This is a genomic window from Agrobacterium sp. lyk4-40-TYG-31 (assembly GCF_030209855.1).
GTDB classification, from domain to species: Bacteria; Pseudomonadota; Alphaproteobacteria; order Rhizobiales; family Rhizobiaceae; genus Agrobacterium; species Agrobacterium vaccinii.
This window is the reverse complement of the sequence record NZ_JARVRE010000010.1, coordinates 25828-46387: the sequence shown is the minus strand read 5'-3', so window position 1 is coordinate 46387 and position 20560 is coordinate 25828. Positions and strand designations below refer to the sequence as shown.

Sequence of the window (20560 nt, the reverse complement as noted above, 5' to 3'; positions counted from 1 at the left end):
ATTTCTGTAGTGGTAGGCATCATCGCGCTGCAAGACTTGCAGCAATTGCGGGATCGCAGCGTCCCGAAATCAGCACGAATAACATGCGGCACATCTTGCCCGAGCGGTTGGCCCAGGCATGGTTGGTGCCACGCTGGATGACCACGCAACCGGGTTTCAGGAGAACCTCTCCATCATCCAGTACAAGGGTCATTTCCCCTTCGATGACGATGCCGTAGTCGATCGATTCCGTGCGGTGCATCAGCGGATGCGGAGAATCTTTCGTGACGGTCGAGGCAGCCTTGTCTCCGAGTTGCCCGAAGGCCTCGTCCATCCGTTCTGCACCCGATTTCAGAAAATCCTCCGTATCTGGCGGAATATCCACGAAGCGAATCCGGGTGCCGTCGACCGGAGGAGGCAGCACCAGCGGGCCGCGTGTCGGGTCATCACCGTTTTCCACAAGAGCAGGAGTTTCGGCTGTCGACCACACCTCATGGAAGATGGTGCCCGGAATGGCCGCGACCTCCACGACGGTTGGCAGCGGCCCCGCCTCGGTGATGACGGAGCGCCCATCATCGGCGTGGCCTGTCACGATACGGGTAATGGGAGGAAAACTGGTCATGCCGATTTTGCCTTTGTGAAGAAGCCGATGGAGATGATGCTCACCACGACTGCGGCCATGCCGAGGGCCGGATAGCCGAAGTTCTGACCCAGTGCGCCGCCAACGATCGGTCCCATGGCCGCGCCGATCATCAGCATCGCCGGTGTGGCCGCCACAGCCCGTCCCGTAGGATCGAGCTTTGCCAGACGCCCGAACGCAAAGTTATGCGTAAATATCTGGATGGAAACGAACAGGACCGCAGCGGGTGCCCAGAAGGTCAGGACCGTCGCAGAAGTTACGATGACCGCAACGACGGCCTGAACGGCAGGTCCTATCTGGGTAACCAGTGTTGCGGAAGCGCGTGTCTGAAGGAATGCGGCAGCAGGCGATGGCAGAACGAAGTTGACGAACCCCAGAGCGATCAGAACCGTCAGAACGTTATCGGAGGAAAAACCGCGCGACTTGCCGATGACCTCGACGAAAGAGAAAACCATCGCCTGATTGAAGGTCATCATACTGATGCCGAAAATCGTAAGCCATGCAGCACGGCTGAAGGGCTTTTTCTCATGGTTCAGGGTGCGGTCGGGATTGCGAAACAACAGGGCGGAAGTGATTGCCGCAACGGCCATGATGCCAGCAAACACCTGAAACAGCACGGCGCCGCCATGGATGATCAATAGCTGGGGAATGACCGCAAGTAGAACGATGGCAAAGAGACCAAGCGCGACACCGGCCATGGCGAACAGGCGATGCGGATTGACATTGAGCCCAATCGTTCCATGCACCATCGACAACGCGAGACCAACGGAAACGCCCGCTGCTAGATGCAGCACAGCAAGCGGTATGAAGCCTGTTTGCGTGGAGGCCAGAAAGAAGGATGCGGAGGCGAGTGCGAAGCCTAGGGCTGCAAACACCCTCTGGTTCATGCTGTTGAAACGCGGAGCGGCGATAACACTGGCGATGACCGCGCCAATGAGAAACAGGGTCGCCAATGCGCCCGCCTGCTGCGGACTGAAGCCGAAACGCTCGACGAGCGCGCCGACCCAGACGGGCAGCGCTATGAGGTCGAGCATCCCTGAAAAGTGGCCTATAATAAGGGCAATAACCCCCGCCACTCCGAATTTCTGTCCTGACATTATAATCGCTCCTCCGGCGTTTCAGGTCGTGGAAACAGGACGCGATCTCCCCAATCGCGTCACCGAGCCACCTGTTTCAAATGGCGTCTGCCAGGGCCTTCATGGATGCCCGCATGATGGAGGCATGGTCATCACGACTGCCACCGTGGATTTCGATATCGGCCAACTGGCCTGAATTCTCGACGACCATCCGACACCGCTCCCAGCGTCGCGCTTCGAAGGCGGCGAGGGCTTCGCCAGCATCGACATGCTGTTCAAGTTTTTCGGCCAGCACGATGGCGTCCTCGATGCCGATGCAGGCACCTGCCGCCAGATGGGGCGTTGTTGCATGCACGGCATCGCCAATCAGCACCACGCGCCCCGCAAACCACGGGCGCGGCATCAGCATCTGCTCAAGGGGGCGGTAGATGATATTATTTTCGAGCGAGAGTTCCGAAGCAATCTTGCGAATGATTGGCGAGGCGAAGCGCTCCAGCAGGCTCCGCAGGTTCTCGACCAGCGCCTCTGGCGGCACATAATCGTTGGTGGCGCGATCTTCGGTCAGGAAGAGATAGGCATCCGTTCTGTTGACGCCGTTCAGGCCCACCTTGAGTTTCGGGCCCATCCACATCGTGATGGTTTCAATGTCCTCCGGTCTCGGCAAAACGGCACGCCAGACCGACTGGCCGATGAAACGCGGTTTCGGAGCATGCGGAAACAGCCGCGAACGGACGGTAGAGTAAAGACCATCTGCACCGACGACGAGATCGAAATGATCAGACGTTCCGTCACTGAATGTGACCTGCACCCCGCTCTCGTCCTGTTCGATGTCCGTGAACGTCACGCCAAGCCGAATATTGGTCGTGGATGCGCGCACCGCATCCGACAGGATTCTGGCAAGCGCCGTGCGCATGATGCCTCCGCCCCCCGGAATATCGGCACCCGCCACCCGTGGAGTCGGCAACGTGAAAAGCACGGCGTCATCCGCCCCGCGCAGTTGCACGCCATCGCTAACAAAGCCGTCTTCGAGAAAGCGCTCGAGCAGGCCAAGCTGTCGCATCACCCGCAGCGTCGATCCGTGCAAACTGATGCCAGCACCGTAGGAGCGCCAACCTGCATCGATCTCGACAAGATCGACCTCAAGGCCTTGCCGCGAAAATTGCAGTGCTGCCGTCATGCCTGCAAAGCCACCGCCGATCACAAGCACCTTTTTGATACGTGAATTCATGTTCGTTCGCCCTCCCAAGGCTTGACGACGAAAATCTCCCCATCGTCGTTCATAGTAATTTCGACAGCTGTCAGCGCCTGTCCCAGGCATGGCCCCAGAACACATTCTCCCGTTTCGATTTCGAACATCGCGCCATGGGAATGGCACGTCAGATGGGTTTTCTCGCAGTTCATATAAGCATCGGTCCGCCACGCCATCGGCGTACCGGTCGAGTAGTGCGGACAGGCATCGAGCCAGCCGTAGAACATGCCATTGCGCCGCACTACGATGACCTTGCGGCGACCTCCTTCAAAAGGTCCGAAGCCTTTCGCCTGGCCTTCTTCAATATCCCTGGAATGACAAAGATACCGGAACTCCCCGACAAGATCGCCCATGTTTCAGGGCTTTACGCCAGGAGGCGGGCCACCGGTCGGCGCCCATTTCTCACGCATTTCGAACAGCACAATCTGGGAATTTTCCGCATTCATCGGTGCTTCGCGAGCCACCCATGTGTCGTCGTGCTTGTCCATGTCGGCATCGTATTCGAAGTGACAGCCCAGCGGACTGTTGAAGTACCAGAACCAGTTGGAACCGAATTTGTGACGGCCCGGGCCCCAGAAACTTTGGTAACCCTTCTTCACGAAGCGTGTGCCGGCCACCATCAGTTCGGTCGGTCCTCCCATATGGAAGGCGAGATGCTCGCAACCCTTCATGTATTCCGGCGTACGGATGAAGAAGAGCGTGTGATGGTCGTCATTTGCCTTTGGTCGCAAGAAAGGACCTGCCCCGGTGAGGGTGTCGGTGATGACAAAGCCAAGGCGGTCGCAATAGAAGCTGGCGGCGATGGCGATATCCGGAACGAACAAAACCGTGTGGCTGAGCGAGCGCGGCAGGGCAGGCATATCCTCCCAGACACCGATCTCGTTCGGCTTGCGCTGGGCAGGGGCGCCCGGCGCGTTGATGCGTTCGGCTGGCATATCGAGTGTGCGGCGGACTGTGATCTGGAACTTGAGTTCGAAGCCGTGGGCATCCTTGACCTCGATAGAGCCGTCGGCAAGCCGTGTCACACGACGGTCTGTGGAAAGTTCGGCTTCGATAGCATCCAGATCTTCAGCGGCGCGGACACCATAAACCTGCTGGCGCAGCATGTTGGCTGTCGGCAACGGTGGCGGCAGGGCAGGATCTGCCTTATGGCGAATGATAATACCCGTGCCATCAAGCGCTTCGAAAAGGCCGCCAGCATCTGTCACATCAACCGGTTTTAGACCGAAAGCTGTGAGATATTCACTGGATGCAGCGACGTCATCGACGCCGAAGACCAGATAATCAGGGCCGATAATGTTCATGGATAAATCCTTCCTTGAATTGGTCGGCTCAGCCGGCATGAAGAACGTATTCTTGGGCGATGGTCATGGTGAAAGGGCTGTGTTCAGGCCTTCAGCGGCCGAACATCATAAGCGTGATCGTCACTCGGCAGTCCTCACGCCATTATGCCCACCCAGAGCTTCGGCGACCCAATCGACAATATAGGCGCCCGCATTGGCGGAGTTGTCGAAGCTTGAATGCTGTACGCCTCCAGTGCGCTCGTCGAAGATTTTCAGTTCCCGCTTGGGGCTGTTGACGAGCTGGTCGTAGGTGGCATGCGCCCATTTGAGGGGGATCTGACTATCTTTTTCGCCATGCGTGACGAGAAAGGGCACGCGAATACGATCAAGTATGCCATCGAGATGCACGTTTTCGGCAATCTTCATGAAATCATCCATATCGCTCGCGCCCCAGACCCACATGACATGGCTCCAGTAATGCGGGACCGGAAAATTGCCTTCGCGTGCAAGGCGTTTTTTCTGAACATCGCGCCAGTCGTGGTTGGCGCCCCAGATGACGCCACAGGCAAAACGCGGCTCGAAAGCCACGGCGCGTGGACAATAGTACCCGCCGAGCGATACGCCTTCCATCCCGATCCGGCTGGCATCGACGTTATCCTTTGTTTCGAGCCAGTCAACGACGCGGCTTGCCCAGTGTTCGCTGTCGAAGCGGGCTGTCAGTCCCTCAAGGCGCAGGGCCTCACCCGTACCCGGCTGATCGACGACGAGCGATGCAACGCCGCGTCTGGCAAGCCAAGCAGGCATGCCCACGAGAAATTTCATTTCCTTCGTGCTATCGAGTCCATTGACCTGGACCAGCAGAGGGGCAGGGCCTTCAACCCCTTGTGCTGGCACGTACAAGGCCGAGAGATGACTGCCCTCGTACGGGATTTCGACACGGCGGCAGGAAGAGCCGGACAGTTTGAGGCCCTTTTCGAAGACAGCCAGAAAACGCTGGTAAAGCGCCACGCGACCTTCCGAGCCATGGGCCAGAAGGCGCTCTGCGGTCAGCATGTAGTTGGCAGCGCGGAGCAGCTTGTCACCCGCCGAAAATGTTCGTCTAAGGGCCTCGTCGTCTTCAGCAAGTGACACCAGCTTTTCGGCCATCCTGATCCAGGTGTCGCGAAACGCCTGCGTGCCCGCTGCGTCCGGTGCCTTTGCAGCATCCTGCAATGGCGCGCACATTTCCTCTATCTCTCCCATCCGGGCACCCATCTCTATCGACAGGTTTACCGAGAGATTCCAGACGTAATTGGTGGGAAAGTATTTGAACATCGGGTCTCCTCATCATCGCCTCTGCGGCGAAACTCTTCATGGAGAACCGGCACCGCATGCGCCTGCGGCAATGCGATGACATCTCCTCCCGCATCCAGACCTAACGAACAACAAGCTGTTTACAAAATTGCTTTGATGAATGTTTGTATTCATGCAATCAATACCGCGGAGGAGACCGTCATGCGCTTTAAAAATCTCGACCTGAACCTTCTTGTGGCGCTGGACACGCTGATAAGGGTTCGCAGCGTCAGCCGGGCGGCTGAGGAGATGTTCATAACGCAGTCGGCCATGAGCAATGCTCTCGGACGCCTGCGGGATTACTTCGATGATGCCCTTCTGACCCAGGTTGGCCGGTCGATGGAACTGTCGCCTCTGGCCATGTCGCTTGAGCAGCCGCTGCGCGATATCATCGTGCGGATCGAGGCTGCCGTTGTCTCGGCACCATCGTTCGAGCCGGAGGATTCGACCCGGAACTTCAGTTTCGTCTTATCGGACTATACAATGCTTGCGATCATGCCGGCTTTTCTTCAGCGGCTGACCAGCCGTGCACCGGGCATTCGCATCGAGTTCAAGCCGCAGCAGATCTACCCACATCTTTTGCTGGAACGCGGCGAGGCCGATCTGCTGATTGCGCCCACCACATTCTGCTCCACCAGCCACCCGATGGAACCGCTCTATGAGGAAAAGTTTTGCTGCGTAGTCGATTCAGATGCACCTTTCCCGGACGGGCAGATTTCCGAAGCAGATTTCCTCTCCGCCAGACATGTGATGATGTGCCCTCCCAACGGGGGAGACAGCTTCACCCAGCGCGCCTTCGAACGCATCGGCGTCAAGGTCAGGATTGATGTCATGACCTATTCGTTCTCGTCCTTGCCATTCTTGGTCAAGGGAACCTCAAGGATCGCCGTTATTCAGCGCAGCCTGGCGAAAGTGCTGGAAAAATCAGGTGGCATCCGTATCGTTGAACTGCCGTTCGCGCTGCCGAAAATGGAGCAATCGTTGCAGTGGCACGATTCCCGTAAACGCGATCCGGCCCTGGCTTGGATCAGGGAGCAGGTTCGCGAAGCTGTTCGATCGCTCGCTCTAGGCGAAGTGATCGAACAGGCCTCTCCCGCAACCGCGTAACCATTTCAGCTAGGACTTCGCTTGCTTCATATATTTTACTAATGTCGAGTATTTCCGGCGCGAATGCCTGTATTCACAATGATCATTTTACATTCGCCAAGTGCTATTCTAGTCCGGCTATTGGACGGTGTCCGGTTCCAATTGGGATCTTGACCCGTGGGTGGCGAGGGGACGCCAGGGAGCGTGAACTGCAGACAATTCTGTTTTAACGGGCTCGCTTACTGCGGGAACGATGGTCTGCGCCGGTTAGCAACCGGGTGATATGCTTCCGGCTGCCATCATCGTCGTTGTTCATGAGGAGGATGGATAATGAATTTCAAGACAATCGGATTTACCGCAGCACTATCGGTTACGGCCCTGTGTTCTGTGCAGGCCGCAGAGAACGGTAACACGCAGTATTCACCGGGTTCGTCGCAGTTTTTTGCTGCAGGTATTCCGCCATATTCGGGTTTTTATTTCGTCACACAAACGAGTTACTTCAATTCGGACCGCTTGAATGATTCCAACGGTAACAAGATACCCATCGATTTCGAGGTCAAGGCGTTAGCGGAAACGTTCCGCTTCCTGTATGTCAGCGATCTCGAACTGGGCGGCGCAACGCTGTGGAGCCAGTTGGTCGTTCCCGTCGTGCATCTGGATATGTCCTTGCCATTTGTGGAAGACAAGGCGACCAGCCTGGCCGATATTTCGGCGACTGTGGGCCTCGCATGGCATGTCGACAAGTACAGTACATTCGCCGCAGGCGTCGATATCGCAATGCCGACGGGCGGATACCATGTCTCCGAACTCGCCAATGTCGGCCTGAACCACTGGTCCATCCAGCCCTCGGCTGGTTACCACTATACCGACCCGCAGGGCCTCGAAGCCGCCGCCTTAGCCCGCCTAATCTTCAACACGAAGAACACCGATACCGACTACAGATCGGGCACGGAACTGGTCATCGATTACGCGGTCGGCTGGAACATCGAAAAGTGGCGCGTGGCGGCGGTTGGCTACTATCTCCAGCAATTGTCCGACGATACCGGTCCAGGCGTGGCCGCTGACGGGCACCGCGGCAACAGCTTCGCCATCGGCCCATCCCTGACATATTCCTTCAATCCCGGCATGCAGCTCAGCGCGTCCTGGCAGCATGATCTGATTGCGGAAAATCGCGCCCAGGGCAACACGATGTGGGTCAACTTCGCCACGAAGTTCTGATCTCGAAATCTGCCGTGCTCCGGTCATGTCCCGGGGCAGGCATCCTGTGGCACGCCGGATGCCATGCTTAGAGGCGGATCATACGGAGAACAGCGCGTGGCCTCACATCTTCTTTTCAAACACATGGATCGCAGCGCTTTAATTTAACGAGTTTTGACCGTAGTGCCGCAAGTATTACTGCGCCGCATGCAGGATCATATCAGCGGCGCGTTGGCCGATCATCATTGAAGGTGCATTGGTGTTGCCGCCGATCAGTTGCGGCATGATCGAGGCGTCTGCGACGCGAAGTCCTTCAAGGCCGCGAACCTTCAGCTCGGTTGCATCCACGACTGCCATGGGATCGTTGCCCATTTTGCAGGTTCCGACGGGATGGTAGACCGTCAGTGCTTCCTGGCGCAGATAGGCAAGGATTTCCTCATCGGTGCGCACGTCTTTTCCGGGAAGAATTTCCTTGCCGTTTAGTTCTCCGAAGACCGGTGACGCAAGAATACGCCGGGCGATCTTGATGCCTTCCACCAGCGTTTTGGCATCACCCTCGTCTTCGAAGAATTTGTGATCGATCGCGACATTCTTGTGCGTTCCGTCATCAACCAGTCCAATTTCGCCGATGCTCTTGGGCCGCAGGACGCACGTGTGAATGGCATACCCGTGGCCATACTCGACCAAGCGACCGCGATGGCTGCGATAACCCGGCACAAAGTGAAACTGAATGTCTGGCTCGGCACCTGCATATTTTGTTTTAGCAAAGCCTCCGGCCTCGACGTAATTCGTCGTCAGCATGCCCTTGCGTTTTGCAAGATAGCGATAGGGAGCCGCGAGGATGGACGGTAGGTTGGCGAAAGACAGGCCGAGCGTTTTGACGCTATCCGAGCGGACGGTGATCATGCCGTCGATATGGTCCTGCAAGTTCTTGCCCACGCCAGGTACATCGACAACCGGCCGAATACCCAGGGCCGTCAACTCTTTCGCCGGACCGACGCCGGATGCCAGCAGTATGCGTGGTGAACCGACAGCGCCTGCGCACAGAATTATCTCACGGGAAGCGGTCAGCGTCTTGAAGCCGTCTTCGTGCCATACGTTGACACCCGCGGCGCGCTTGTTTTCAAAAACAAGTTTCGAGACTTCACACTGGCTGAGAATTGTCAGGTTTTTTCGTGCGAGCACCGGGCGAATAAAGGCGCTGTAGCTGCTGAACCGTTTGCCCCGATCCTGTGTCACATCGTATATACCAACGCCAAGCTGACTTTCCGCGTTGAAATCGGTGTTCAGCGGAAGGCCAGCCTCTTGTCCTGCCCGAAGGAACATATGCGATGCTATGTTCGGATCGCGGGGGCGATCCACCAGAAGCTCGCCATCCGTCCCGTGATAGTCGGGATTCTGATCAAGAAGATTGTGTTCCAGTTTCTTGAACACCGGCAGGACGTCCCTGAAGGACCATCCATCGCAGCCGCGTTTTGCCCATTCGTCATAATCTGCAGCGGCACCTCGGATATAGAGCATCGAGTTCATGCCAGATGAGCCGCCAAGCATTTTGCCACGGTTGACGGGAATGACGCGGTTGTTGAGGTTTGGTTGTGGCACGCCCTTGTAGCAGTAGTCGAACCTGGCATTGCCATATAAGGACAGAATGCCAGCGGGAACACTCACTCTCGGGCTCCGATCACTGCCGCCGCCCTCCACCAGACAAACCCGGACCGAGGGATCAGCACTCAGGCGATTGGCAACCACGCACCCTGCCGACCCGGCGCCGATCACAATAAAATCGAAATGTGTATTCGACATGAGCAGCCCCTAGCTTGTTCTACGCTTGATCATTCAACGAGGTGGATGCTCCCGATGCGCGCGCACTTGCGCAACGCGTTTCTACGTTGTCAGGGGCGTCACCACCATTTGCGGAACCGCACTCCGCTTGGCGGAATGCGGTCCTGTCGTTTGTCGTCACTGGAGGAGTTGCGTCCAGACTTTCGTGATCAGTTCCTGCGCGGCAGGTGAGCAAGCTTTGGACAGTTTTGCAGAGACAGTCGGAAATAGCTCTGGCGCGTTTTCCTTGTTGTAGATGGCCGTCTTCTCATCGATTTTCAGCGGGGAAGAATGGGCGTAGTAGTTGTACTCGGCGGTGGCATTTTCGAGTTTGGCCATGAAGTCGATGAACTTCTTGGCATTTTCGACATTCTGAGCGCCCTTGGGTACGACGTATGAATCTACCCAGCCAACCAGCCCTTCCTTTGGCATGGCATATTCGACATTGGCCTTGTCATTGCGGCGTAAGCGCAACGTATTTCCGTCCCACCAGAAGTGCGCTCCAACTTCGCCGCTACCAATACGATTTTCTATATTGTCGCTGGAGTAAGAGGCGACATACGGCTTCTGCTTGTTCAACAGATCGAGAACGCGTTTCATCTGTGCAGGGTCTTCGCTGCAATACTCTATGCCGAGATAATTTTGTGCTGCTCCGATCACTTCATCAGGCTGCGCGAGGCTGCCGATTTTGCCTTGCAGCTCTGCTGGCGGTTCGAAATAGACCTTCCAGCTATCCACTGGACCTTTATAAATGTCACGGTTGACCGTAAAGCCCGCATTGCCATAGGCGAGGGGGATGGAATAGGAACCTGTGGGGTCCCACCATTGCTTCTGCCACTCGGGAAGGACCTGTTGGTAAGCGGCCATGCTGCTTGCCTGAATATCCTCAAGCAGCCCGGCGTCCACCATGATTTTCACGAAATGATGCGAAGGCGTGACGATGTCATAGCCGGAAGAACCGGCCTGCAATTTGGTGAGAACATCTTCGTTCGACGAAAATGCATCCACAGTCACGTCGATTCCGATTTCCGCCTCAAATTTCTCGATCAGAGCTGGGTCGATGGAATCCGCCCATGCATAGATCGCAAGCTGGCCCTCTGCGTGGGCAACGCTGTTCAGGGTAAAAAATGCAACACCGGCCATGAGGCAGCGTATATTTAGGGATCTGATGAGCATGCTGTTCTCCTTTTTTTATAAAGACCACAGGCAAAAGCGCTCTCTCCCGCCGCTTCAGTTCAACCCTCTGGAATCCATGATATTGTGCGGTTTCAAGATAGCTCAGGCCGGAACGGATTAAATGCGTATTGTCCGACGCCAGAGTTCGGAAAATCCTTGGATGAAATTTAGTCTCTGCGGGCTCTAACTCTTGCGTTGCAGGAGGAATGCGAGCGTCGCGAGAAGGACCGAAGCGGCCATTATCAGCGTCGATATTGCATTCAGTTGTGGCGAAACGCCCTGTTTGATCAAGGAAAAGATATAGACAGGCAAAGTCGTGCCGCCGCCGGAATTCAACAGATTGCTGGTGATGAAATCGTCCATCGAAATGACAAAAGCCAGCATGCCGCCCGCAAAGACGCCGGGCAGGATCAAAGGAAGCGTGACACGACGAAACGCAACCCATTCTGTAGCATAGAGATCGCGCGCCGCTTCCTCCAGATCGAGATCCATTCCCTGCAGCCGCGCTCGAATTGGCAGGAAGGCAAAGGGGATGCAGAAGGTCGTGTGAGCGATCATCAACTTGGCCATGCCATTGACCAGCCCAACCTCGGAAAAGAGAAGCAGAACAGCGACCGCGACGACGATTTCCGGCAGAAGAAGAGGCAGATTGACGATCGTCTCAGACGTGCGGCGGTAGCGAACGGTTTTGCCTCGGACCAGAACCATGGCCGCTGCCAGCGCAATCAGAGTGGAGGCTATCGTTGCGACGATGGCGACGATCAGAGAGATTTTCACTGCGCTGACGAGATTGGGGTTCGAAAGGGCCTCCCCGTACCAATGCAGGGAAAAACCGCCCCAGTTGGACACAATCCGGTTTGCATTGAAGGAGTAAAAGACCACCACCGCGATCGGCAAATAGAGATAGGCGAAGAAAGCGATGCTGAAAAGGCCAAGGCCTGGATAGCGTCTGACGTCGGTTTTGCTTGTCATCGGGATTGCTCCAGCGCTTCGATCCGCATAGAGCGCAGACCCTGCAAAATGAGAAAGATCATCACAGCGACCATGAGCACCATCGCGATGGCCGCTCCGAGTGGCCAGTTTCGAGCGCCACCGAACTGCATCTGGATCAGATTGCCCATCATCATTTGCTTGCCTCCACCTAACAGCGTGGGCTCCAGAACCGCACCCAAAGTCGGAACGAAGACCAGGATAGATCCCGCAATCATACCGGGCGCGGAGAGCGGTAGGATAATTCGCCTCAGTGTTGTCCAGCGGCTGCCGTAGAGATCATGCGACGCTTCCAGCAGATTATGGTCGAGCTTTTCGATGGAGGCGAAGACGGGGAGGATCATCAACGGAATGTAGCTGTAGACCAGACCGATCAGCATCGCAGTGTTTCCAGACAAGAGACTGCCCATGTCGTCGATCAGATGTAGCGAACGCAATGTTTTCTCAAGGACACCGTCATTCCCCAGGATGATGATCCAGGAGTAGACACGAACAATCATGGAAACCCAGAATGGGAGTGTCACCAGATAAACCAGGGCGACTTTGATGGATGGCCTTTGCAAGGCAATGAAATAGGCAACCGGAAAACTGAGGATCAGACAGAGGATTGTTGTCAGCGACGAGAGGAGCAGGGTTCTGCCCACGATGATGAGATATTGCGGATTGAACTCAATCTCGCCGGTCCAGCCATCGTTGAACAGGAGTTGTTTATAGGATGCGAGGCTGAAGACGTAGTCGAAGCCGCCGTAGGGGCCACGTGTCGAAAACGAAACGACCACGACGATGCCGATCGGTATGATCAGTGTCAGAAGCATGATCGCATAGGCTGGCATCAGGCCGAGAACGTTCCAGCCTGGTTTTGAAAAACGCCGCATCATGAGCCGAGGACCCGTGCGGCTTCAGCGGAGAAGCCAAGTTTTACCGGCTCACCTATTTTGAGCATATCGCTCCGGCTCGTGCTGTTTCTCTTGGAAACCCGCAAATCAACGCCGCCCGTTTTCACGACATAATGGGTGTAACCACCCAGATAGTTGGCGCCGACGATCGTGCCTTCAAAGACGATAGGGTTGCCCTGTTCCGGCAGGCTGATCTTTTCGGGCCGGATCGATAGGGTCGCTTTCCCGCCTGTGATTGCATTTTTATGGGGGGCTTTGAGCGTGAGGCCGAACGGAACCGATACAGTTGCAAACTCACCGTCCACTGCAATGACGTCCGCAGGCAGAAAGTTCGTTTCTCCAATGAAATCCGCGACGAAGCGATTGGACGGTTCTTCATAAATGTCGGCGGGCGTTCCGAGTTGTTGTATTTCGCCATTGCCGAGGACGCAGATCCGGTCCGACATGTCGAGGGCTTCTTCCTGATCGTGCGTCACGAAAACGAAGGTAATGCCGGTTTCCCGTTGCAGACTCCGCAATTCGTTGCGCATAGCCTGGCGAAGCTTGAGATCGAGTGCAGACAGAGGCTCGTCTAGGAGCAGCACTTGCGGTTCTGGCGCAAGCGCGCGGGCCAATGCGATGCGTTGGCGCTGACCGCCGGACAGTTGCTGCGGTTTGCGATTTGCAAAACGCTCCATGTGCACGAGGCGAAGCATGTCGGCGACACGAGCGTCGCGCCGGTCCTTCGACCAACCGAGATTTTCGAGCCCGAAGCCGACATTCTGCTCAAGCGTCATGTGGGGAAACAGCGCGTAGCTTTGAAACACGGTATTGACCCGCCGCTTATGGGGCGGCAGGCCTTGAATATTGGCTCCATGCAGCGAGATTTTTCCCGTTGTCGGCTGCTCGAACCCGGCGATCATGCGGAGCAATGTGGTCTTGCCGCATCCACTTGGACCCAGCAGCGTGAAAAATTCGTTGTCGTAGATGTCGAAGGAAACCGGCTTCAGGGCTTCATAGATGCCGTAAACCTTGGACACGCCCTCAATTTCGACGGCCTTTCGATGCGGTGGATGGCCATTGCTATCATTCATTACGGGAGCCCCCTGGCAACTTCATTGAGCACTGATCGGCAAGAGCTTTCTTTCAAGACGCTCATTTCCGGCTGTTCCGTTGCGGTGTTGGCCACCGTCTTTTGCTTCTGCACGCGCTGGAAGTTGGCCAGCGATAGGCATCAGGTTTTGCGAACAATCTAGGCTCCGTGTCGGCAGGAGGAAATTCGGAAATGCCTACGCGTTGCTTCAGAGTTTATGTGGTGTCGCCGTGCTGCGCAGCTGTGCTCGCACCGCTTTTTTCAAATGTGGATCACTTCGCTGGCCTACGCATCGGTGATGATCTCCCGTGCATTTAGGGTCAGGCTAACCACTGACACGGGAAATCGTAATGTTCGCTTTCAAGTCCCATCGCTAAAACATCATTCAGATTTCGGCGCATCCGCAGAATATTCGGACAGCAAGAGGAGGAAGAAATGCCAGTTGAAAATGTGGACACGCTTGTTGTCGGTGCTGGCCAAGCTGGGGTGGCGCTGAGCGAGCATCTGAGCAAGAGTGGCGTGCCTCACCTTGTCCTGGAGCGGCATCGTATCGCAGAACGTTGGCGCTCTGAGCGATGGGATTCTCTGGTGGCCAACGGTCCAGCCTGGCATGACCGCTTCCCGGGCCTGGAGTTTTCCGACGCCGATCCTGATGCCTTTATCGGGAAAGACAAGGTCGCGGACTATTTTGTCGCTTATGCGGAGAAGTTCGCCGCTCCTATCCGGTGTGGGGTGGAGGTAAAGGAAGTGCGACGCAATGCCGATGGACGACCCGGCTTTCGCGTCGAAACGTCTCAGGGAGTGATCGAGGCCAGAAACGTCGTTGCCGCAACCGGACCGTTTCAACGGCCGATCATTCCTCGTGTCGTTCCTGACGATTCCGGTATCCTGCAAATCCACTCCAATAGCTACCGCAATCCTGAACAGTTGCCGGAAGGAGCCGTTCTGGTGGTTGGCGCGGGGTCATCTGGGGTGCAGATCGCAGACGAACTCCAGCGCGCGGGAAAGCGTGTCTACCTCTCGGTCGGACCGCACGATCGCCCGCCCCGGGCATATCGCGGACGTGACTTCTGCTGGTGGCTGGGTGTTCTCGGAAAATGGGACGCCGAAACACCGGGCCCCGGAACCGAGCATGTTACAATCGCCGTGAGCGGCGCGCGTGGCGGCGAGACAGTCGATTTCCGGCGTCTGGCGGCGCAGGGCATAACGCTGATGGGCATGACGCAATCCTATGAGAATGGCACGCTGACCTTTGCAAAGGACCTTGCCAACAACATTGCCCGCGGTGACGCCAACTACCTGTCGCTTCTGGATGAGGCGGACGCCTATGTGCAACGCAATGGCCTTGATCTTCCCGAAGAGCCTGCGGCCCATATTATCGGTCCTGATCCCGAATGTGTCGCCAATCCTATCCTTAAGCTTGACCTGGCGGAGGCCGGAATAACCTCGATCATCTGGGCAACCGGCTATGCCGTCGATTACAGCTGGTTGAAGATTGATGCCTTCGACGAAAAAGGCAGGCCTAAGCATCAGCGCGGCGTGTCGGTCGAGCCCGGCATCTATTTTCTAGGACTGCCATGGCAGTCCCGTCGTGGGTCGAGCTTCATCTGGGGCGTCTGGCACGATGCCAAGCATTTGGCTGACCGCATTGCAACTCAGCATAAGTATCTGTCGTACCACGCGTCTGCGAAAGGCGAGACGGAAAACGCCTAGCCGGAAGAACCGCAACCCGTCCCTCAATTCAGACAATAGGATATACCGGTGGAACATCACAGACATCGTACTTTCAATACCAAGGATACCTATCCAGAGCAGAACCTTGACAATGACCTCTGCCAGGCGGTCGTGGCCCGCGGGACGACGATTTTCCTGCGCGGCCAGTGCCCACAGGAGCTCGATACCGCCAAGAATATCGACAGCCACGATCCCGTCGAACAGACCCACAAGGTGATGCAGAACATCCGCCAGCTCATCGAAGAATGCGGTGGCACCATGGAGCATCTGGTGAAGGTCGTGGTCTACATTACCGACGTTCGCCACCGCGAGGCGGTGTATCGGACCATGGGTGAATACATAAAGGGCGTCTACCCCGTATCGACGGGCCTCGTCGTTCAGGCTCTCGCTCGACCGGAGTGGCTTGTCGAAATTGACGGCACTGCCGTCATTCCTGACTGAGGAGAGTCGCAATGACATTTTCGATCGTTGCCCGCTGTGAAGAGACAGGCATGTTCGGCGTGGCCGTTTCCTCGTCGTCGCCCGCAGTCGCGGCGCGGTGTGCTTACGCGCAGGCCGGTGCCGGGTCAGTGGCCAGTCAAAACATCACGGATCCCACGCTGGGAACTCAAGGTCTCGATCGTCTGCAACAAGGTGATTCCGCAGCGCAAACATTGGCTTTCCTGAAAGCCAACAATGCTCATCTGGACTATCGGCAGGTGTTAATCGTTGACGGCAACGGCGCGACTGCGGTTCATTCCGGGCCGAATGCGCTTGGCATTTTCGGCCATGCGACCGGCGATAATGTCGCATGCGGCGGAAATCTGTTGGCGAATTCCGGCATTCCGCAGGCGATGGTGGATGCGTTTCTGGCCTCTAGGGGGCATCTGGGTGATCGATTGATTGCGGCGATGCGCGCAGCGATCGCCGCAGGCGGCGAGGCCGGGCCTGTACATTCCGCAGGAATGAAGCTCGTCCGAGAGGTGGCATGGCCAGTCGCGGACTTACGCTGCGACTGGACCCAGAATTGCCCGGTGGAAGAGCTTGCGCAACTCTGGGAAATCTACAAGCCGCAGTTGGACGCCTATGTCCAGCGTGCCGTCGATCCGTCGGAAGCCCCGAGTTACGGCGTCCCGGGCGACGAATAACGGACTATTCACTAGAGGAGGAATTACTGTGCTGAGTCACCAGGACTGGATTAAACGGGCAGCTGAGATACGGTTTCGGGACAAGGCGTTTATTGACGGCAAGTTCGTGGCGGCGAAGTCGGGTCGGGTGTTCAACAGCGTCAATCCGGCGACGGGCGACGTATTGGCGGAAGTCGCTTCCTGCGGACAGGAAGATATCGATGTTGCGGTTGCGGCTGCGCGTCGTTCTTTCGAGGCCGGTGTCTGGTCGGGCAAAAGCCCTGCTTATCGCAAGGATGTGCTGCTGCGTCTTGCAGGCTTGTTGCGGGAAAATCAGGAGGAGCTTGCTCTTCTTGAATCGCTCGATATGGGGAAGCTGGTCAACGACGCCATAACGATCGATGTCCCTGGATCGGCCGCCATCTTCCAGTGGTACGCCGAAGCGATCGACAAGATTTACGATGAAATCGCTCCGGCAGAATCTGGCAATCTGGTGCTGGTCCGGCGTGAGCCGCTGGGCGTCATCGGCGCGGTCGTTCCATGGAATTTTCCTTTGGATATGGCGACGTGGAAATGCGCCCCCGCCTTGGCTGCGGGCAATTCCGTCGTTCTCAAGCCTGCCGAGCAGTCGCCCCTTTCCGCTCTTCGGCTGGCAGAGCTTGCCATTGAAGCAGGAGTTCCCGCCGGGGTCCTGAACGTCGTACCCGGACTTGGTGAGACGGCAGGCCAGGCGTTGGGTCGCCACCCGGACGTCGACAGCCTCGTATTCACGGGGTCTACTGCTATCGGTAAGCTGTTCATGCAATATGCCGGTCAATCGAACATGAAACAGGTTTGGCTGGAGACCGGCGGAAAAAGCCCAAACTTGATCTTCGACGATTGCGCCGATCTCGATGCGGCTGCGGACATGGCGGCGTTCGGAATTTTCTTCAATCAGGGCGAGGTTTGCTCGGCCAATTCACGTCTTCTTGTTCATCGCCGGATCAAGGACGAACTGGTCGAAAAGCTTGCCGCGCGGGCAGCGGCGATGCAGCCCGGCGATCCCCTCGACCCTGCGTCGAAAATGGGTGCTATGGTCGACGCCCACCATACTAAGAATGTTATGCGCTTCATCGAGGGGGCCAAGAAAACGGCAAGGCTTGTCGCGGGCGGTGAACAGGTTACGGTCAACGGACGGGGTAGTTTCGTGACGCCGACCATCTTCGACGACGTCCGTCATGATGATGTGATTGCTCGCGAAGAGGTATTTGGGCCGGTTCTTGCCGTGATCGCGTTCGATGACGAGGAGGAAGCGGTTCGCATGGCCAATGACAGTCCCTATGGTCTTGCGGCGTCGCTTTGGACCAACGACTTGTCTCGTGCCCACCGCGTTTCAGCGCGGCTGAAAGCTGGAACCGTCTCCGTCAATACGGTCGATGCGCTCAGCCCCATGACGCCATTCGGCGGTATCAAGCAGTCAGGTTTCGGCAGAGATTTATCTCTTCATTCATTTGACAAGTATACAACCTTGAAAACAATTTGGATCAAATATCAAACTGCTTAGGCCTTGTGCCTGTAGCCTAAGAGGAAGCACAATTCCGCCATGCCCCTACGCTTTACGCTGCGCCAGCTTGAATATTTCGTCGCCGTTGGCGAGGCAGGTAGCATTGCAAAAGCGTCGGAGCAGGTGAATGTGTCGCCGCCATCAATTTCCGCTTCCATCGCTCAGTTGGAGGCGGAATTTGGCATTGAACTCTTTGTCCGCAAGCATTCGCATGGGTTGTCGCTGACACCCGGTGGAAGAGTGTTTCTCAAGGAAGCACGCCGCCTGCTGAGCGATGCGGATGCTTTGCATGATGTGGCAGGAGACATTTCCGACAAGGTGCGCGGGCCTCTTTCTATCGGTTGTCTGCTGACCTTCGCCCAGTTGGTACTTCCGGCCTTGCGGCGCAGTTTCGAAAAGCAGCATCCTGATGTGCGGATACGGCAGTTTGAACGCAATCAGAGCCAGCTCTTGGAAATGCTTTTGCGCGGCGAGATCGACGTTGCGTTGACATACGACCTGGAAGTTTCCCAGGACATCGCGTTCGAACCTCTGATGCCGTTGCCTCCCTATGTCATGTTGCCGGAGGGGCACCGTTTGAGCGGGCGTGATATCGTGATGCCGGAAGAGCTTGCCAACGATCCCATGATTCTTCTCGACCTCCCGTTCAGCCGCGAGTATTTCCTCTCGGCGTTCCGTGACAAGGGAATCCGCCCGAACATTGCGGAGCGAACCAGCGACATTGCAATGATGCGATCGATGGTGGCGAACGGCTTCGGTTACGGCATTGCCAATATGCGACCGCTCAATACGCTTTCCCCCGATGGAAAGCCTCTCGTCTTCATACCGCTGGGTGGCGAGTTGCGCCCCTTGATCATGGGCGTCGCGTTGCCCAATGCGGAACATCGAACGCAGGCGGTCGAGGCTTTCATCAAACACTGCCGAAACTTCGTCGGCGAACAGGGCGTTATCCGAAAGTAACGGGGCTTTGCCTTGTCAAAATGCAGGCAGAGCCGAACCATCGCTCAGTCGATCAAGCAATGCGTCAAGCATTTGATCGCACTGGTTCAGTTGCTCGACGGACACGAACTCGTCGGGCTTGTGCCCCTGTGCCATGAATCCTGGGCCGCAAATTACGGTCGGGATGGCAAGCCGCTGGTTGAAGAGGCCGCCTTCGGTTCCGAAGGCGACTTTGATGGTGTTATAAGCGCCCGTTAGCGATTTGACGAAGGTGACGGCGTTCGATGTGCGCGGAACATCCAGCCCCGGATAGGTATTGGTGACATCGATTGCGACAGCGGCTTCCGGTGCTATCTTGCGCGCATTCTTCTCGATGGTTCCAGCAGCGACGCGCAGGCGATCCATGATCGTCGCGGGATCGTCGGCGGCGACGTTGCGAATCTCGAATTCGAGCGTGCAGAGATTGGGCACGATGTTGAGCGCGACGCCAGCATTCATCTTGCCGACGTGCACTGTCGTGTAGGGAATATCGTAGTCTTCGTCTTGGGCGCCGTGCTGAGCAAGCCGATCCTGTTCCGCCCGCAATTCGCCGACGAAATCAGCCCCCATATGGATGGCGTTCACCGCAAGCGGTGCTAGGGCGGAATGGCCTTCGCGACCTGTGCAGGTGCAGCGAGCTGCGGTCTTGCCCTTGTGGCCGGTTGCGACATCCATTCCCGTCGGCTCGCCGACGATGCAGAGAAGCGGTCGAACGGGTGCCTTCTCCAACGTGTCGATCAAGCTGCGCACTCCCACGCAGCCGATTTCCTCGTCATAGGAAAGGGCGAGGTGGAGCGGCGTGTGCAAATCCATATCGGTCGCCCGCAACGCGGCAGAGAGGGCGCAGGCGATGAACCCCTTCATGTCCGCTGTTCCACGGCCATAGAGGCGGCCTGCTTGTTCAGTCAAGGCAAAAGCAGGGACGGTCCAGTTCTGGCCATCGACCGGCACGACGTCCGTATGCCCGGACAACATCACGCCCGGCCTGTCTGCAGGACCGATCGTGGCAAAGAGATTTGCCTTTTGCTTGTCCTTGTCGTGGATAAGCTCGCAGACAACACCCTTGTCCCGCAGGATTTCCATGACAAACTCTATCAGGGCGAGATTGGACGCATGACTGACGGTCGGAAATGCGATCAACCGTTTGAGAATTTCGACACTATCCACGTTCGGACCTCTGGTTTCCGTTGGTGTTGTACCTAGCACGCGTCCAGTGCGCGGTTCAGTCGATTTTCCTTCATTCCCGCTTCAGCGAAAACTAACTGCCGCCTGCAATTAGGTCTGTCCTAAGTCGTGAGAAAGAAATCTGTTGTTTTCTCTCGGGGGCTCCGTCTCCACAGTGTCATACACCAATGGGCCATCTCACACCCGCATGTCTATCACGCATCGCAGTGACGGGGGC

At 56.7% G+C, this 20560-nt stretch carries 19 protein-coding genes; 7 read left to right on the top strand and 12 right to left on the bottom strand.

Annotated elements, in window-relative coordinates:
• Positions 1-19 precede the first annotated feature (19 nt).
• The 6 genes from QRN55_RS18995 to QRN55_RS18970 form a co-directional block, all read right to left on the bottom strand.
• Positions 20-601, bottom strand: coding sequence for a cupin domain-containing protein (locus QRN55_RS18995; protein ID WP_284777896.1), 582 nt, complete (start codon positions 599-601; stop codon positions 20-22).
• The gene (locus QRN55_RS18990; RefSeq protein WP_284777895.1) at positions 598-1716 is read right to left on the bottom strand and encodes an MFS transporter; all 1119 of its coding nucleotides are present in this window, start codon (positions 1714-1716) and stop codon (positions 598-600) included. The genes QRN55_RS18995 and QRN55_RS18990 overlap by 4 nt, the downstream gene beginning before the upstream one ends.
• A 76-nt stretch (positions 1717-1792) precedes the next feature.
• Positions 1793-2923 carry an FAD-dependent oxidoreductase gene (locus QRN55_RS18985; RefSeq protein ID WP_284777894.1) on the bottom strand — a complete coding sequence of 377 codons (1131 nt, stop codon included), beginning with the start codon at positions 2921-2923 and terminating at the stop codon, positions 1793-1795.
• Positions 2920-3297, bottom strand: coding sequence for a Rieske (2Fe-2S) protein (locus QRN55_RS18980; RefSeq protein ID WP_284777893.1), 378 nt, complete (start codon positions 3295-3297; stop codon positions 2920-2922). The genes QRN55_RS18985 and QRN55_RS18980 overlap by 4 nt, the downstream gene beginning before the upstream one ends.
• Before the next feature lie 3 nt (positions 3298-3300).
• Positions 3301-4248, bottom strand: coding sequence for a VOC family protein (locus QRN55_RS18975; protein WP_284777892.1), 948 nt, complete (start codon positions 4246-4248; stop codon positions 3301-3303).
• A gap of 120 nt (positions 4249-4368) precedes the next feature.
• Positions 4369-5541 carry an alpha/beta hydrolase family protein gene (locus QRN55_RS18970; protein WP_284777891.1) on the bottom strand — a complete coding sequence of 391 codons (1173 nt, stop codon included), beginning with the start codon at positions 5539-5541 and terminating at the stop codon, positions 4369-4371.
• A 180-nt stretch (positions 5542-5721) separates the two neighbouring features.
• Here QRN55_RS18970 and QRN55_RS18965 point away from each other — a divergent pair, with 180 nt between their 5' ends.
• Together QRN55_RS18965 and QRN55_RS18960 are read left to right on the top strand one after the other, a co-directional pair.
• Positions 5722-6666: a LysR family transcriptional regulator gene (locus QRN55_RS18965; RefSeq protein WP_284777890.1), complete on the top strand. Its 945-nt coding sequence runs from the start codon at positions 5722-5724 to the stop codon at positions 6664-6666.
• Between the two features lie 309 nt (positions 6667-6975).
• Positions 6976-7863 carry a SphA family protein gene (locus tag QRN55_RS18960; protein WP_284777889.1) on the top strand — a complete coding sequence of 296 codons (888 nt, stop codon included), beginning with the start codon at positions 6976-6978 and terminating at the stop codon, positions 7861-7863.
• 174 nt (positions 7864-8037) lie between these two features.
• Here the strand turns inward: QRN55_RS18960 and QRN55_RS18955 are convergent, their stop codons facing one another.
• From QRN55_RS18955 to QRN55_RS18935, 5 genes are all read right to left on the bottom strand, one after another.
• The gene (locus tag QRN55_RS18955; protein WP_284777888.1) at positions 8038-9645 is read right to left on the bottom strand and encodes a GMC family oxidoreductase; all 1608 of its coding nucleotides are present in this window, start codon (positions 9643-9645) and stop codon (positions 8038-8040) included.
• Between the two features lie 156 nt (positions 9646-9801).
• Positions 9802-10839 (bottom strand): extracellular solute-binding protein, encoded by a 1038-nt coding sequence (locus QRN55_RS18950; protein ID WP_284777887.1) that lies wholly within the window; start codon positions 10837-10839, stop codon positions 9802-9804.
• 183 nt (positions 10840-11022) lie between these two features.
• Complete coding sequence (locus QRN55_RS18945; protein ID WP_112500603.1) at positions 11023-11811, bottom strand: ABC transporter permease; 789 nt, start codon at positions 11809-11811, stop codon at positions 11023-11025.
• Positions 11808-12707: an ABC transporter permease gene (locus QRN55_RS18940; RefSeq protein WP_284777886.1), complete on the bottom strand. Its 900-nt coding sequence runs from the start codon at positions 12705-12707 to the stop codon at positions 11808-11810. Before QRN55_RS18940 ends, QRN55_RS18945 begins: the two co-directional genes overlap by 4 nt.
• Positions 12704-13798: an ABC transporter ATP-binding protein gene (locus QRN55_RS18935; protein ID WP_284777885.1), complete on the bottom strand. Its 1095-nt coding sequence runs from the start codon at positions 13796-13798 to the stop codon at positions 12704-12706. Before QRN55_RS18935 ends, QRN55_RS18940 begins: the two co-directional genes overlap by 4 nt.
• 434 nt (positions 13799-14232) lie before the next feature.
• Here QRN55_RS18935 and QRN55_RS18930 point away from each other — a divergent pair, with 434 nt between their 5' ends.
• Genes QRN55_RS18930 through QRN55_RS18910 form a run of 5 tightly spaced genes read left to right on the top strand, consistent with a single transcriptional unit; the run spans position 14233 to position 19140 of the window.
• Complete coding sequence (locus QRN55_RS18930) at positions 14233-15510, top strand: flavin-containing monooxygenase (protein ID WP_284777884.1); 1278 nt, start codon at positions 14233-14235, stop codon at positions 15508-15510.
• Positions 15511-15558: 48 nt separating this feature from the next.
• On the top strand, positions 15559-15972 hold the full coding sequence (locus QRN55_RS18925; RefSeq protein ID WP_284777883.1) for a RidA family protein: 414 nt from the start codon (positions 15559-15561) through the stop codon (positions 15970-15972).
• An 11-nt stretch (positions 15973-15983) separates the two neighbouring features.
• A complete protein-coding gene (locus QRN55_RS18920; protein WP_284777882.1) occupies positions 15984-16658 on the top strand; it encodes a DUF1028 domain-containing protein in 675 nt (224 codons plus the stop codon).
• 22 nt (positions 16659-16680) lie between these two features.
• Positions 16681-18180 (top strand): aldehyde dehydrogenase, encoded by a 1500-nt coding sequence (locus QRN55_RS18915; RefSeq protein ID WP_284778091.1) that lies wholly within the window; start codon positions 16681-16683, stop codon positions 18178-18180.
• A 39-nt stretch (positions 18181-18219) separates the two neighbouring features.
• Positions 18220-19140, top strand: coding sequence for a LysR substrate-binding domain-containing protein (locus QRN55_RS18910; protein WP_112500608.1), 921 nt, complete (start codon positions 18220-18222; stop codon positions 19138-19140).
• A gap of 15 nt (positions 19141-19155) precedes the next feature.
• Here QRN55_RS18910 and argE read toward each other — a convergent pair whose 3' ends face one another.
• Complete coding sequence (gene argE, locus QRN55_RS18905; RefSeq protein WP_284777881.1) at positions 19156-20325, bottom strand: acetylornithine deacetylase; 1170 nt, start codon at positions 20323-20325, stop codon at positions 19156-19158.
• Positions 20326-20560 lie beyond the last annotated feature (235 nt).